Below are 14644 nucleotides of genomic sequence, written 5' to 3'. Positions count from 1 at the left end.
ATGTCGGAGATGGACATACGCGGGGACGAGGGCCCTTTCAGCGATGAGGAGGACGAGAGGTCGATCGAGACGCCCGAGGCCGACGCCGCCGAGCAGCACCGCGAGGTGCTCCAGACCGTCGGCCGGGTGCGCCGTGAGCTGCCGCTCGACGTGGATCCGGCCGACGCGACCGACCAGGATCGCGTGGTCGACCTCGACGACGACGACTATCGCTGAGCGGCCCGCGATGCCGGCCCGACGCCCGGCCCGGCGGCGGTGACCCGCATGCCGGCCGGCCCGATGATTGAAACGGCGACCCGCACGGCGGCCCGTCGCCGTAGGCTGTCCCGTCCCTGTCGGCTGTCACAGCCGCGTGGCTTACCGGCACGTAGGATGTGCGCTGCGTGCGCACGCATGACACGCACAGCCAGCCTGAGAGAGCAATGGAGACCCGCGTGACCGCAACCCCGGATGCCAAACCCCGGGGCACCCGGCTGCCCCGACTGGCCCGACGCCGGCAGCTCCTCAGCGCCGCGCAGGAAGTGTTCGTGGAGAACGGCTATCACGCGGCCGCCATGGACGAGATCGCCGACCGGGCCGGAGTCAGCAAACCGGTGCTCTACCAGCACTTCCCCGGCAAGCTCGAACTGTATCTGGCGCTGCTCGACCTGCACGTGGACGACATGGTCAACCGCTGCCGCGAGGCGCTGGCCGCCACCCACGAGAACAAGCTGCGCGTGCAGGCCACGTTCAGCGCGTTCTTCGACTTCGTCTCCAGCCAGGGCGAGGCGTTCCGCCTGGTCTTCGAGTCCGACCTGCGCAACGTCGCCCCGGTGCGCCAGCGGGTGGAGCGCTCGCTGAGCGAGTGCGCCGAGATGGTCAGCGAGCTGATCCAGGAGGATACCGGCTGCACCAGCGACGAGGCGCACCTGCTCGGGGTCGGGCTGGTGGGCATGGCGGAGGTGAGCGCCCGCTACTGGGTCACCACGCACGGCTCGATCCCCAAGGACGCGGCCGAGCAACTCATGGCCCGGCTCGCCTGGCGGGGCATCAGCGGTTTTCCGCGTACGGCATAACCCGTTCGCTGGGCGCGATCATCCGCCCTTTCACGGGCCCGACCGGCGACCATGAAGGTGAGCCAGCCCCGTCCATTAGGGAGCCACGATGGAAGTCAAGATCGGCGTACGCTCCGTACACCGCGAACTCATTGTCGAGACCGATCTGAGCGCCCAGCAGGTCGAAGACGAGATCAGAAACGCCCTGGCGGTCGATCGCGGCGGTGTGTTCGCGCTGACCGACGTGAAGGGCAGGCGGGTCGTGATACCGGTGGCCGCGCTCGGATTCGTCGAGATCGGCGAGGACGAAGCCCGTCCGGTCGGCTTCGGCGGCACCCTCTAGACCTCGCGCTTGCGGGGGTACGGCAGGCCGCCGTACCCCCAAGCGCCCCACCGCACCGGCGTGGTACCGGGTCCGGGGGCACAACCGCCGGCCGCCGTACGCCCCCCGCTGAACGGGATCGGCTCAGAGGCCCATCGCCGTCATGCGCTTGTTGTGCTCCTCGGTGAGCTTGGCGAACAGGCGTGAGATGTCGGTGTGCCCCTCCCCCTGGGACTCCATCAGCAGCAGCGCCAGCTCCGGCCGCGCCGAGGCCACCTGCTGGCCCTGGCTGAGCGCCTCGCCGACCAGCCGGCGCGCCCACAGGGCCAGCCGCCCGGCGTCCGCCGGCCGTTCCTCCACACCGGCCCTGACCCGCTCGACCGCGAACTGCGAGCGCTCCTCGTCGACCAGCACCTCGTCCACGAGCTTGACGATGGAGGGGTCGAGCAGCCTGGCGGCCTCGCGGTAGAAGTCGAGCGCGATGCCGTCGCCCACGTACGTCTTGATCAGCGCCTGCAGCCAGTCGGCCGGCTTGGTCTGCGCGTGCCAGGCGTCCAGCGCGCCCACGAACGGCGTCATCGCCGCGTCGGGATCGGCCCCCAGTTCGGCCAGCCGGTCGCGCAGGAGGCGGAAGTGGGCGTACTCGGTGACGGCCAGCTCGCTCAGCGCGGCCCGGTCGGCGAGCGACGGCGCGAGCGTGGCGGCGTCCTCGGTCATGCGCGCGTACGCGCTGAGCTCCGCGTAGGCCAGCACACCCAGCAGGTCGACGACTCCAGGAGACTCCTTCATGGAAGGCAGCGTACTTCGGTGAATCTTCGGGAACATACGCAAGCTCGGCCAGCGTTGTGGTATCGAGTACACTGCTCTGTGAAAGTGCGACCGCACTGTGTTAATTCGGGGGTTTCCCCCGATTACCCCCCGATTCCCCGGGTGCGCGGTCGCGATGACGCGAGAGGGCTGGCTCTACCGCGAGGACCCACGAAACGGGGCTGTTTTCGGCCCGTCGGTCCCGGCAGGCCCGCCTTCATTTGAGACTGAGGCAGGCCACGCTGACGACTTTCCGAGACCTCGGAGTCACACCAGAGATCGCCGATGCCCTCGAGACCGAGGGTATCGTCACACCGTTCCCCATCCAGGAGATGGCACTCCCGCTCGCCCTGAGCGGCCAGGACCTGATCGGTCAGGCCCGCACAGGCACGGGAAAGACGTACGCGTTCGGCATCGCGATGCTGCAGAGCATCGGCAAGCCGCGCAAGAACCGCAAGAAGCCCCGCGGGCTGGTCATCGTGCCGACCCGTGAGCTGGCCGTCCAGGTCAGCGAGGACCTCGTGACCGCGGCCGGCAAGCTCGGTTCCCGGGTCCTGACCGTTTACGGCGGGCGCGCGTACGAACCGCAGATCGAGGCGCTCAAGGCAGGCGTCGACGTCATCGTCGGCACCCCGGGCCGTCTGCTCGACCTGGTCAAGCAGAAGCACCTCGACCTGAGCCAGATCACCACCCTCGTCCTCGACGAGGCCGACCGCATGCTCGACCTGGGCTTCCTGCCCGACATCGAGCGCATCTTCAAGCTGATCCCCGCGGAGCGGCAGACGATGTTGTTCTCGGCCACGATGCCGGGCGAGATCGTCGCGCTGTCGCGCAAGTACCTCAACCGGCCGACGCACGTGCGGGCGGAGTTCGACAGCGGCGAGGGCGAGGCCACGCCGCAGGTGCGCCAGATCGTGTGGCGCGCGCACCGCATGGACAAGATCGAGATCGTCTCGCGCCTGCTGCAGGCCGATGGTCGCGGGCTCACCATGGTCTTCTGCGAGACCAAGCGGGCCTGCGACATGGTCGCCGAGCAGCTCGACACGCGTGGTTTCGCGGTCGCGGCCGTCCACGGCGACCTCGGTCAGGGCCAGCGCGAGCAGGCGCTGCGCGCCTTCCGCAACGGCAAGATCGACGTCCTGGTGGCCACCGACGTGGCCGCCCGCGGCATCGACATCGACGACGTCACCCACGTGGTCAACTACGACTGCCCCACCGACGACAAGACCTACGTGCACCGCATCGGCCGTACCGGCCGGGCCGGGCGCACGGGCATCGCGGTCACGTTCGTGGAGTGGGAGGAGCTGACCCGCTGGAAGATGATCAACCAGATGCTCGGGCTCGACTTCGCCGAGCCCGAGGAGACGTACTCGACCTCACCGCACGTCTACTCCGAGCTGAACATCCCGAAGGGCACCAAGGGCGTGCTGCCGCACGCGGCGCGTTCGCGCGCCGGGCTGTCGGCGGAGCGCATCGAGGACCTCGGCGAGACCGGCCGGGTCCGCGCACGTGGCGGCCGACGCCGTGACGAGCGCGAACGTGAGCATGAGCGTGAGCGCGAGGACCGCCCTGCCCGTACGTCCCGCCAGCGCCGCCGCACCCGCGGCGGGAGGGAGCTGGCGGAGTCCGCACCCGAGAGGCCGGAGGTCGAACTCGTGGATGCCAAGAGCGAGGAGACCCCGGCGATCTTCACCACGGACGAGATCCAGGCCGCCGCCGAGCCCAAGCCCGCCCGCGGGCGCAGGGGCGCGGCCTCCACGGCCATCGAGCAGGCACTCGCCGACGCCCCCGAGGCGCCGGCCAGGCGCACCCGTAGCCGCAAGGCCGCCGACGACGTGCCCGTCGAGGAGGTGACCGAGGCGACGCCCACCCGCACCCGTGGGAGCGTCGCCGAGGAGGCCGCCGAGACGCGGGCCGTCCGCCGGGCCGCCGCTCCCGAGTCCGAGAGCGGCGGCAGGGCCGCCGAGCCGGTGGTGGAGCGCCGTCCGGCGCCCGCCGTCCAGCCGGAGCCCGCGCCGAGCTTCCTGACGACGCCGGCCGCGCCGGTGCGCCAGGAGCCGGAGCGGATCGTCCCGGCCAACCCGTTCACGGTGATCTTCCAGTCACCTGACCTGGCCACGGACGACGACGACATCGCGCCGTCGGCCGCGACCGAGCGCAAGCAGCAGCGTCGCCAGGCTCGTGGGGGCGGCAACCGCCGCCGCACGAACTGAGGCGACGACACGAGGAGGCGCGCATCCCATCGGGGTGCGCGCCTCCTCATTTCCACAGCCGTGGAAAGCCGTGCGTGCTCTCACACGGCGGCATGGCCCCGCCCCGCCAAAGAAAGTGCCCGACAGGCGTCACAGAGCCCCAGGCGCCCGCTCAGGGCCGTCCACGAGGTCTCTGGGGACGGTCCCGGGCGGGCCGAGGTCCCGGAGGACCGGAATCGGGTGCTCCAACGTCCGGAACCCGCCGGCTGTCCGCGCGCCGTCGTACGAGGTCGCGGGCCTGATCACCGGATCCCGCATACCTCGCAACTCCCCAGAACTCGCACCAGCGTGCCGGGCATGCCGGTGTCGAGGCCCTGACCTCTGGGTATTGTTGCCCCACGTGAGTACGCCGCGATTCCTCGACCTGCCTCCTGGCGTCACACCTCAGAAGATCGAGACGTCACAGGGCGCGTTCGCGGCCCTGGACGCGGTTCCGGTCAGCGGTGTGATCGAGCGCTGGCCCGCGCTTCTGGTCCCCGGCCTGACGGGCAGCAAGGAAGACTTCATCGCGGTCCTGATGACCTTGGCCCAGTCCGGCCGCCGGGTCGTGGCGATCGACCTGCGCGGCCAGTACGAGACCCCGGGCCCCGACGACCCGTCCGCCTACACCTGCGCGGCCCTCGGGGCCGACATCGACGCGCTGGCCCAGGCCATCGGCGGCGACGACCCGGTCCACCTGGTGGGCCACTCGTTCGGCGGCCTGGTGGCCAGGGAGGCGGCCATCGACGGGCGCACCCGGTTCGCCTCGGTCACGCTGATGAGCTCGGGCCCCGGCGCGATCGAGGGCAGGCGCGCCGTCAACGCCAGGAAGATCGTCGAGCAGGTGCCCGCGCTGGGCCTGGAGGCGCTGTGGCAGGCCAGGTTCGAGCCCGAGGCGCTGGCGCGCGACGTGCCCGACGACATCATGGAGTTCCTGCACAAGCGCCTGCTGTCCAACTCGCCCACGGGCCTGACCCACATGGCCGGGCAGGTGCTGTCCGCCCACGACCGCACCGACGAGCTGCGCCAGGTCGAGGTGCCCACGCTGGTGCTGTTCGGCGAGCACGACGACGGCTGGCCGCCCGACGCGCAGTCGGAGATGGCGGCCGCGCTCGGGGCCGAGTGCGTGGTCGTGCCGGGCTCGGTGCACTCCCCCGCCGTCGAGGCCCCGGAGACGACGGCCGCGGCCCTCGTCCGGTTCTGGAACTCCGCCGAGAAGCACTTTTTGGACAGTCGGTCCAATGCGGTGTAATCATGTACTTACCATGGCGGAAATCTCGGTCCAGCCCCCGCAGAGCGCGACCTGGCAGGTGCACCTCGACCGCTCGATGTGGGTCGGCGGCGTACGCGGCCTCATGCTCCAGGCCCTGCACCCGCTGGCCATGCTGGGCGTCTGGCAGAACTCCGGCTTCCAGGAGGACCCGTTCGGCCGGCTGCGCCGCACCGCCGACTTCGTGGGACGGGTCACGTTCGGCAGCCCGCAGGAGGCCGACGAGATCGGCAGGCGGGTCCGCGGCATCCACAAGGCCCTGCGCATCCACGACCCCGAGACCGGCCGCACGCACCGGGTCGACGACCCCGAACTGCTGCTGTGGGTGCACTGCGCGGAGGTGTCGTCGTACCTCGAGGTGGCCAGGCGCGGCGGGCTCGGGCTCAGCGACCGCCAGGCCGACCGTTACCTGCGCGAGCAGCGCAGGAGCGCCACGTACGTCGGCCTGCACCTCGACGACGTGCCCGGCTCGTGCGCGGAGATGGCCGCCTACTTCGAGCGGATGCGCCCCGCCCTGCGGGTCACGCCCGAGGCGGCCTCAACCGTCCGGTTCCTGATGTGGCCGCGGCTGCCGCACGAGCTGCGCATGCTGGCGCCGGGCAAGCCCGCCTACTTCCCGTTCGGCGCGCTGTGTTACTACACGCTGCCCGGCTGGGCCAGGCAGATGTACGGCGCGCTGCCCGAGGTGCCCCAGGCGACGGTCACGGCGGCGCTGAAGGCGTTCCGGCTGGGCCTGAACGCGCTGCCCGAGACCGTGCACGATCGCGCCTTCATGCCCGCCACCAGGCAGATGCTGCGGGCGTCCAGGGAGCGGCTGGGCGCGGCGGGCTACGACGTGAGCAAGGGCCTCAAGGGTCTGACCGATCCCCGCCGCTGGCCGCAGGCCGCCTGACCGGCAGCAGCACGGCCCCCGCCAGCACGACCACCGACACGCCGGCCATCAACCAGCCACCGCCGTCCAGGCCCGTCCGGTCGAACAGCACGCCGAGCAGCACCGCCGCCGTGCCGGCCCCGACGTACCTGGACGCCTGGAACACCCCCACCGCGGCCCCGGTCTCGCGCCGCCCGGCGTGCACGAACACCAGCGAGTTCAGCGCGAACTGGGTGAGGGCCGCCGCCACCCCCAGCAGCGCGCCGGCCACCAGCACCGGCCAGACGGTCCGCGCGGCCAGCATCACGCACGAGCCGGCGAGCAGCAGCGCCGAGCCCAGGACCAGCACCTTACGCATCCCGGCGCGCCTGGTCAGCGTCACGGCGAGCGGCGTCACCACCATGCCGAGGCCGGCCAGCGGCAGCACGAGCAGGCCCGCGAGCTGCGCGGGCAGACCGGCCGCGCTCTGCGCCCACAGCGGCACCGCGAAGAAGGCCACGTAGAAGACCACGTTCCCGAGCGCGAACTGCCCGCAGGTGGCCAGCAGCCCGGCGCTCGGCCTGGGCAGGGCCGCCGCCCGCGCGCCCTCCGCCCGTACGCGGGGCAGCCGGCGCAGCGCCACCGCGAACGCGAGGGCCGCGAGCGGCACGTTGACCAGGAAGATCGCCCGCCAGCCGCCCAGCGCGACCAGGAACCCGCCGAGCACGGGCCCGGCGGCGGCGCTGGCGGTGAGCACCATCGAGATCATCGCGATGACGCGCGGCGGCGGCCTGCCGTCTTCACCCGGCATGACGGCCTGGACGATGGCCATGCCCGCGGGCATCGTCGCGCAGCTCCCGAACGCCTGCAGCAGCCGCACCGCCACCAGCACCGGAAACGACGGAGCCAGCGCGGCCAGGACCCCGGTGACCCCCATCGTGACCAGCCCGGCGCAGAACACCAGCCGCGCCCCGAACCGGTCCGCCAGCGCGCCCATCACCGGCGGCACCATGATGCCGACCAGGTAGAACCCGGCCGCCAGCCAGGTCACCGCGGCGACCCCGACGCCGAACTCGGCCTCGATGCGGGCCAGCGCGACGGAGATCATGGACGAGTTCAGCGGGTTGAACAGCGAGCCCAGCGCCACGGCCGCGGGTAACCGTCCCACATCTCTCACAAGACGTGCATAACCCTCCGCGGAGCGGGTTATTCGGCCAGGGCGTCCCAAGGTTGGCGGTCGGGGCCGGCCGCCTGCCCCTCGAGACAGTGCCGGCGGAAGTCGCACCAGGAGCAGATCGGGCCAGGACTGGGCGCGAACAGCTCGTCGATCTCGGCGGGCACGGCCGCGGGGCCGACGGACTGCCGGTCGCCTGAGGCGCGGCGCGGCCCCGGCCGCTCGGCCACGGCGGCCCGGTAGCGGTCGTCGGCCTCCGACGCCTCGACGGCCATCTCCTCGGCGCGGCTCAGGTGCCGGCCCAGGGACTCGGGGGTGTGCCGCCACTCGACGATCTCGCCGGTGGGCAGGTGGTGCAGCTCGACCGTGCGGCACGGGGTGCGCATCATGGTGGCGGCGGCGACGGCGTACACGGCCAGGGCCAGCGAGGAGCGCGCGTCGTCCTGCGTGAGCGGGCGGCGGCCGGTCTTGTAGTCGACCACGACCAGTTCGTCGCCGCGCCGGTCGAGCCGGTCGATGCGGCCGGACACCGCGATGACCTTGGTCCGCGTGGCCACCGTGCGCTCGACGCCCACCGGGTCGTCGGACGGATCGAGGGTCGCGACATATCCGGACACGAGGTCACGGGCGCGGGCCAGCCAGCGCCCCGACTGCTCGGCGTCCCTGAACCCCTCGGTGATCCACCCGTTGGTGACCAGGATGGCCGCCGTCAGCGGGGTCCTGCGCTCGTACGGCTCCCGCCACCAGCCCGCCAGCGCGTTGTGCACGCTCGCGCCCACGCTGTTGTGCGCCCACGCGGGCCCCTTGGACGGCTGCGGCCGGTCCAGGTAGGTGAACCGGTAGCGGCGGCGGCAGTCGAGCCAGGTGTTCAGCCGCGACGGCGTGCACGAATAGAGCCGCCGCGGCATCCCGTCCAGCGGAAGCTGCCCCTGCGTGGACACCTAGTCGTCGCCCAGCTTGATCCCGGAGATCTTGGTGCCGTCGGTCAGCGGGCCGTCGCTCCCGGCCTCGGTGTCGACCCGGGTCAGCGAGCCGGAGACCCAGTCGTCGAAGTGCGGCTCCAGGTCGCCGATCGTGACCTCGTCGCCGTGCACGGCCAGCACCCGCGTGTCGCCGGGCAGCGTGAACAGCCGCCCGCCGATCGAGGTGAGCTGATCGGCCAGCGCCGGGTACTCGCCGCCGAGCTTGCCGGGGCCGTCGGCCTGCAGGGCCTTGCCGGTGAACACGGCCCCGAGCGCCTCGCAGTAGAGCGACACGCCGCCGGGCGTGACGCCGGGCGTCTCCATGACGTCGATCTGGACGTCGGCCACTCCGAAGATGCCGTCGTCCTCCATGTCGATGTCGGGCCAGGTCTCGCGCCAGGTCTCCCGCCACAGGGGCTTGTCCTTGGGGTGCAGGGCGACCACGGCCTCGTCGCGGCTGGCCACCTCGATGGCGGCCCCCACGTGGTCGGGCAGGCCCGCCGTGCAGATGACGGCCAGCACCTCCCGCTCGCCCACCTGCTCAAGGATCTTGTCGGCGTCACGCGAAGCGTCGATGACGATCACCTCTTCGTCGTCGCCCACGATCCAGGTGTTGTTCTCGACCTTGTGCTCGGTGCCGTCGATCTCGACGACACCCTCGGTCACCACTCGCTCGATACGCGCTGTCACGCCTCCGAACTCTAGCCCGTTCCCCTGCCAGCGCGAATCGCTAATCCTCGAGTCTGGGAGAGAACGCCCCGAACGGGACATCCAGCTCAAGGTCACGGGCGTCGAGCAGCGACAGTTCGGCGAGCGCGATCAGGCAGCCCGCGTCGGCCGGCCAGGCGATCGCCCACAGCCAGTTGCCCATCGCCTCGCCCGCGTACACGGCCCGGTCGGCCTGGCCGTCCACGCACCACAGGGCGGTGGGATGGCCCAGTACGGCGATCTTGGCGTTCGGCGGCCCGGAGTCGAAACCCTCCCCCGGGTCGGGGCCGTCGAGCCCCGCGAACGCGGCTCCGAGCCCGATGCCCGGCTCCTCGGCGATGACGAGCAGATCCGCCGGCCCCTCCGTCAGCGACGGCCCGGTCAGCGCCACCAGGCTGGCCCGCGCGCCCGTACGCTGGTCGCCGACCTCGCCGAAGCCGGTCACCAGCCAGCCGGCGGGCAACGGCCACGGCAGCCACACGGGCACGACGGAACTCTTGCGTATCGCCTCAAGCGCGGTGCTGGTCGGTGGCCACGGAGGCTGATACGGCAGGACATCACCGTGCGTGTCACATCGAAACGCACTCGACCAGGCGCTCGGCCCGTGAAGCGGGCCAAAGCACCGTGGGCAGGTTGGAGCCGCTCTCACAACTACCCACGGTGCGTTCTCCGGCACGGCCACGTCAAGGCCGCTGTCCGTTATCCCGTCGTAATCTTGGCCATGTGCGCGTAAATTGTGTGGGCGCGATCATCTTCGACGCCTCCCGCCGGCTCCTGCTCGTCCGGCGCGGTCACCCGCCCGGCATGGGGTCGTGGTCCGTCCCCGGCGGCCGGCTGGAGCCCGGTGAGGCCGACGAGGCGGGAGTGCGGCGCGAGGTGCTGGAGGAGACCGGACTGCGCGTCGAGGTGGGCCGGCTGGCCGGCACGGTCGAGCGCCCGGGGCCCGGCGGGGTCACCTACGTGATCCGCGACTACCTCGCCACCGTCACCGCCGGCACGCCCGTAGCCGGGGACGACGCCGCCGACGTGCGCTGGTGCGCCCGCGCCGACCTGGCGCGGCTACCCCTGTCGGAGGGCCTGCTGGAGACGCTGACCGCGTGGGACGTGCTCCCGCCGTGACCGCGGGCCGGATCTACCGGTTCGACGTGAGGCTGGACGTCCACAGAATCAGATGATCGGCGTCGTACGTCGTGGACCGGCCGAGCGCCACGACCTCCGGCCCGTCCACGGCCACCGCCGACAACCACTGCGCCCCCTGGCCCGCCAGGCGGTCCTTGGTGAGCGCCATGCGGGTCCACGACAGCCCGTCCTGCGAGGTCCAGGCCGAGCTGTCGCCCTCGCCGGGCGCGCCATGCCAGCCGACCGCCACGAGACCCTCGGCCGCCGCCGCCAGGTCGTACACCGCCGCCGCCTGGTCCGCGGGCAGCCAGTCCGTGCGCCACGTCCTGCCGTCGTCGTCCGAGACGGCGGCGAACGCGCGCCGCCCCCCGTTCGTCAGCGCCGTGCCGATGGCCACGAGCTTGCCCTGGTACGTGGTGATCCGGCGGAGCCCGGCCGAGGTGACGTCCGGCGGGGCCACGCTCTTGCGCGCGGTCCAGTTCACGCCGTCGTCCGAGTGCCAGACCACGGCGCGCTCCCGGTCCGCGCCGCCGGAGCCGCCCACGGCCACGTACCCGTCGCCGACGGCGACCGCGTCGTGGACGCGCACGCCGGAGCCGCCCTGCGGCAGCTTGTCGGCCCGGGTGTACCTGCGCAGGTCGGGCGTGAACCACAGGGCCGCGCCGGACGTGCCCGCCTGGTCCTTCGACTCCCCGGCCAGCACGTAGCCCTTCTTGCCCGCGGTCACCACGTCGGCGCGCAGGTAGGGGTGGTCCGGCGGGCGGGCCAGGTCGCCGGTCGCGCCGACCCGCTTCCAGCTCTCGCCGTCGGAGGAGGTGACGAGGAGAGGCTCGGTGACGCCGACGTTCGTCTCGGTGCCGCCGACCGCCAGCCAGCCGCGGCCGCCGTACGCGACGTCCTCCAGTGTCTGCCTGCCCGCGCCGCCGAGGCTCATGGACTTCCAGCTCTGCCAGTTCTTGATCGTCCACAGGCCGGCGTCGCCCGAGGCCGAACCGACGGCGACGTACCGGCCGTCGTGGCTGGTCAGCGCGTTCGTCTCGCGGGCGATCCTGGTCAGGCCCTCGACCTCGCCGAGCCGTACGCGGGAGGCGGAGCCGCCCGGGGGCGCGGACACGAGGACCGGCTCGTTGTCGACGTCGGAGGCCGCCTGGTCGCCGCCGGCGAACAGGGTGCCGCCGTCGGCGATCGTGAAGCCGCGCAGGGTCGCGCCGGTCAGGTCGCCGAGGTTGGCCCGTTTGCTCCAGGAGCGCCCGTCCGTGGTGGTCAGCACCGAGTACCTGCCCATCGCCCCCGGGCTGATCGCGGCGGCGCCCGAAGGATAGGAGACCAGGGACGCCACGCCGACGCTCTCGGCCGCCAGGCCGTCGATGGAGCCGCACTGCGACCACTTCTCCCCGGTCGGGGAGCAGTAGACGCGGACGTCGCCCTCCGGCGTCCGCTTCCTGGTCGGCACCAGCACGAACCGCTTGGGCAGCACCGCCACCGTCCCCGCGCGCGGGTCGTCGGCCTCGGGGAGCTGGAAGCCGGTCGCCTGCCAGTCGCGCCCGCCGTTCGCCGAACGCAGCACCCGCGACCCCTCACCGTCCGCGGGTACTCCGATGGCCACGACCGTGTCGCCCTTGGCGACCACGGCCCGCAGCTCACGTACGCCCAGTTCCCTGGTCTCGGCCCGCTCCCAGGTGCGGCCGTCGTCCGAACGCCAGGCCGCCGGGCCGACGCCGCCGTCGGCTCCCGTCGTGGTGCCGACCGCGACGAAACCCGAGCCGGTCCTGGCGATGTCCTCGATGCGGTCGCCGGCGCGGAAGGCGGCCAGCTTCGACGCCTCCAGGGCCGTCCAGCTATAGCCGTCGTCGCTGGTCCACAGGCCGCGCTCGCCGGCCGTGTCGTCGCCGCCGCTGGCCAGCCACTTGCCGGCGCCGCCGACCACGCGTCTGACGACGGCCGGGGAGGCGCCGTTCACCTGGCCGAGCTGCCACTTCTTGCCGCCGTTCGGGGAGAACAGGAAGAGCGGGCGCGGGGTGGGGCTGGTGATGTCGCTGCCGACCGCCACCACGGCGCGGCCCACCGAGGTCACGTCGTTGAGCTTCTGGTCGGTGCCGACGCCGGCGGCGGGGACGGTGAACAACTCGTCGCCCGACCGTCCGGTGCCCGCCGCGAGGCGCAGGCCGCCGGTGGTGTCGTCGTTCCACTGCCAGACGAGCACGCCGGTCGCCACCAGCACGGCCGCGGCCACGGTCAGGACGACCGGGGCCGCCCTGCTGCCCCGTCGCATGGGGCTGGATCTGCGCACGGCGGCGGGGGCGGGGCCCCGGTGGTGGCGTCCGCCGGCGCCCTGCGCGGGGCCGGTCGCGACGAGCAGGTCGGGCCGGGTGGGACGGCCCGCGGGAGGCCGCCCGACGCGCCGCACCTCCAGCTCGCGACCGGGGCTCCGCTCATCCGGCGTGTCGTGGTCCGGCGTGTCGTGATCGGGCGGGTCGTGACGGGGCGGGTCGGCGGGTACCACGAGTTCCTCGCCGGCCACCGCGTCGCCCTCGGGCCGGGGGCGGGGCACGTCCGGGACGTCCGCCGCGGTCTCCGGCTCCTGGTCCGCGCCCGGCTCGGAGACCCGGCTCTCGGACGCCTGGGGCACGGCGGCCCCGGAGCCGAGCGGGCCGCCGGCCACCAGCTTGTCGGGCCGGTTGACGATGCGGCGGGGCCGCCGGCGCGGTTCGACCTCAGGCTCCGCGGTCGGCGAGCTGTACGGCATGCGCCCCTTGGGCGGCTCGGACGGCTCGGGCGGCTGGTCGTCGGGGACGGGGGCGGCGAACGGCGGCATCCCCCAGGGGGAGGTCAGCGGTAAGCCCCTGGCCCGGTCGTCGGTCGGGCCGGGCGGCGAATGGCTGATCCTGGGTTCTTCCGGCGGGGAAGGGGGTTCGGACGTGCCCTCGGGACGCGGTTCGTCGTCTTCGGGCGGTCGCCGTGGCGGTTCGCTGGGGCCGGAGGCCACGCGCCGCACCTCCTAGGTCGGGCTAAGTCGGGCGGGTCGAACTGGGAGATCCCGGCCGCGTGAGGCGGACCGTTCCAGGCCGGCTAGGGGATCCACGCTGTCCTGGCAGCATCCAGACCAGCATGACTCAGCCGGAATTACGAGACCTCTCTAGCGAGATTCCCCCCACCATTCGCCTGATTTATTGCGAAATAGTCCTAATTGGCCGCTTTTTGGCTAGATACATCACACCAAACGCATACACACCGAGCTGCACCACAGTCCCCGCCAACGCCTGCCACGGTACCGGCACCGCCCCCTGATCGAGGGACTCCTGCAGTTTTCCGGCCGCCGCGCTCACCCCGAACGCCACCACATTGTTGACCACGTGCAACGCGATCGGCGCCTCCAGCCCCCCGGTACGCACCGCCAGCCAGGCCATGACCGCCCCGAACGAGAAGACGTCCACCAGCCCCGCCCACGAATATCCGTGCAACGACGCGAAAAGCGCGGAACCAATGAGAATGGCCCAGACGGGATTGCGCACGTGCGCCCCCATGGCCTGCATGAACCAGCCGCGGAAGACGTACTCCTCGGCTGCGGCCTGGAACGGCACCAGCAGCACGATCACGATCAGCAACGGCAGGAAGACCTCCCACCCGGCCCACCCGAACGTCTGGCCGGAACCCGACAGCACGAGCCACTGCGTGACCTGCCCGAGCACCAGCGCCAGCACGGCCAGCGCCGCGCACTGGGCCATCCAGGACCAGCGCAACCGCCCCAGCACGGACGAGACCGTCCCCGGACGGCGCCGCTGGACCAGCGCCGTCACGCCGAACACGACCAGGATCACGGGCGCGATGGACAGCAGCGTCATGGTCAGCCCGTAGGCGTTGCCCGCGGGCAGCCCGGTACGCGGATCCAGCGCGGGAGGCAGGCCGAACAACGTCCCCGTCACGAACACGAGCACGACCACGACGCCGATCCCCACGAACCCGACGGCGACCGCCAGCGTCCCGACGATCGCCCGCCACGGGCGCACACCGGGAATCGCGGCGAGATGGTCGTACCGGGCCCCGCTCGGAACCGGCACGAACCAGGACAGCGGTTGCGGATACCCGGTCGCCTGCGTGCCGGACGGAAGTTGGGGCCCCTGATTCTCCTGCATATCTCCATTCTGTCCACCGGATGCGCACAAGTTC

At 72.3% G+C, this 14644-nt stretch carries 14 protein-coding genes; 7 read left to right on the top strand and 7 right to left on the bottom strand.

Annotation, left to right across the window (positions count from 1 at the left end; translation table 11 throughout):
• Positions 1–9 precede the first annotated feature (9 nt).
• The 3 genes from FAF44_RS03730 to FAF44_RS03720 all read left to right on the top strand — a co-directional run bounded on the left by FAF44_RS03730 (position 10) and on the right by FAF44_RS03720 (position 1377).
• Positions 10–216: a hypothetical protein gene (locus FAF44_RS03730; protein WP_237101558.1), complete on the top strand. Its 207-nt coding sequence runs from the start codon at positions 10–12 to the stop codon at positions 214–216.
• Between the two features lie 218 nt (positions 217–434).
• Positions 435–1055, top strand: a complete 621-nt coding sequence (locus FAF44_RS03725) for a TetR/AcrR family transcriptional regulator (protein WP_237101557.1) — start codon at positions 435–437, stop codon at positions 1053–1055.
• Between the two features lie 88 nt (positions 1056–1143).
• Positions 1144–1377: a DUF3107 domain-containing protein gene (locus tag FAF44_RS03720; RefSeq protein ID WP_237101556.1), complete on the top strand. Its 234-nt coding sequence runs from the start codon at positions 1144–1146 to the stop codon at positions 1375–1377.
• 123 nt (positions 1378–1500) lie between these two features.
• Here FAF44_RS03720 and FAF44_RS03715 read toward each other — a convergent pair whose 3' ends face one another.
• Positions 1501–2145 carry a ferritin-like fold-containing protein gene (locus FAF44_RS03715; protein ID WP_237101555.1) on the bottom strand — a complete coding sequence of 215 codons (645 nt, stop codon included), beginning with the start codon at positions 2143–2145 and terminating at the stop codon, positions 1501–1503.
• A 350-nt stretch (positions 2146–2495) separates the two neighbouring features.
• Here FAF44_RS03715 and FAF44_RS03710 point away from each other — a divergent pair, with 350 nt between their 5' ends.
• The 3 genes from FAF44_RS03710 (at position 2496) to FAF44_RS03700 (ending at position 6556) form a co-directional block, all read left to right on the top strand.
• Complete coding sequence (locus FAF44_RS03710; RefSeq protein ID WP_237101554.1) at positions 2496–4376, top strand: DEAD/DEAH box helicase; 1881 nt, start codon at positions 2496–2498, stop codon at positions 4374–4376.
• A gap of 379 nt (positions 4377–4755) precedes the next feature.
• Positions 4756–5646 (top strand): alpha/beta fold hydrolase, encoded by an 891-nt coding sequence (locus tag FAF44_RS03705; RefSeq protein WP_237101553.1) that lies wholly within the window; start codon positions 4756–4758, stop codon positions 5644–5646.
• Positions 5647–5659: 13 nt separating this feature from the next.
• A complete protein-coding gene (locus FAF44_RS03700) occupies positions 5660–6556 on the top strand; it encodes an oxygenase MpaB family protein (protein WP_237101552.1) in 897 nt (298 codons plus the stop codon).
• Here FAF44_RS03700 and FAF44_RS03695 read toward each other — a convergent pair.
• The 4 genes from FAF44_RS03695 to FAF44_RS03680 are packed head-to-tail and all read right to left on the bottom strand — an operon-like array spanning position 6513 to position 10007.
• Positions 6513–7682 (bottom strand): MFS transporter, encoded by a 1170-nt coding sequence (locus FAF44_RS03695; RefSeq protein ID WP_237101551.1) that lies wholly within the window; start codon positions 7680–7682, stop codon positions 6513–6515. The genes FAF44_RS03700 and FAF44_RS03695 overlap by 44 nt on opposite strands.
• 38 nt (positions 7683–7720) lie before the next feature.
• Complete coding sequence (locus FAF44_RS03690) at positions 7721–8629, bottom strand: PD-(D/E)XK nuclease family protein (RefSeq protein ID WP_308193275.1); 909 nt, start codon at positions 8627–8629, stop codon at positions 7721–7723.
• The gene (locus tag FAF44_RS03685) at positions 8630–9340 is read right to left on the bottom strand and encodes an MBL fold metallo-hydrolase (protein WP_237101550.1); all 711 of its coding nucleotides are present in this window, start codon (positions 9338–9340) and stop codon (positions 8630–8632) included.
• 40 nt (positions 9341–9380) lie between these two features.
• Positions 9381–10007, bottom strand: a complete 627-nt coding sequence (locus FAF44_RS03680) for a DUF6758 family protein (RefSeq protein WP_237101549.1) — start codon at positions 10005–10007, stop codon at positions 9381–9383.
• A gap of 74 nt (positions 10008–10081) precedes the next feature.
• Here FAF44_RS03680 and FAF44_RS03675 point away from each other — a divergent pair, with 74 nt between their 5' ends.
• Positions 10082–10477, top strand: a complete 396-nt coding sequence (locus tag FAF44_RS03675) for an NUDIX hydrolase (RefSeq protein ID WP_237101548.1) — start codon at positions 10082–10084, stop codon at positions 10475–10477.
• A gap of 13 nt (positions 10478–10490) precedes the next feature.
• On the opposite strand, the gene FAF44_RS03670 is transcribed toward FAF44_RS03675, so the two are convergent.
• Together FAF44_RS03670 and FAF44_RS03665 are read right to left on the bottom strand one after the other, a co-directional pair.
• Positions 10491–13463 carry a hypothetical protein gene (locus tag FAF44_RS03670; RefSeq protein WP_237101547.1) on the bottom strand — a complete coding sequence of 991 codons (2973 nt, stop codon included), beginning with the start codon at positions 13461–13463 and terminating at the stop codon, positions 10491–10493.
• Between the two features lie 181 nt (positions 13464–13644).
• The gene (locus FAF44_RS03665; RefSeq protein WP_237101546.1) at positions 13645–14610 is read right to left on the bottom strand and encodes a CPBP family intramembrane glutamic endopeptidase; all 966 of its coding nucleotides are present in this window, start codon (positions 14608–14610) and stop codon (positions 13645–13647) included.
• Positions 14611–14644: the final 34 nt, after the last annotated feature.

This window comes from Nonomuraea sp. MG754425 (assembly GCF_021699195.1).
Classification (GTDB): Bacteria; Actinomycetota; Actinomycetes; order Streptosporangiales; family Streptosporangiaceae; genus Nonomuraea.
This window is presented reverse-complemented; position numbering and strand designations above follow the sequence as displayed.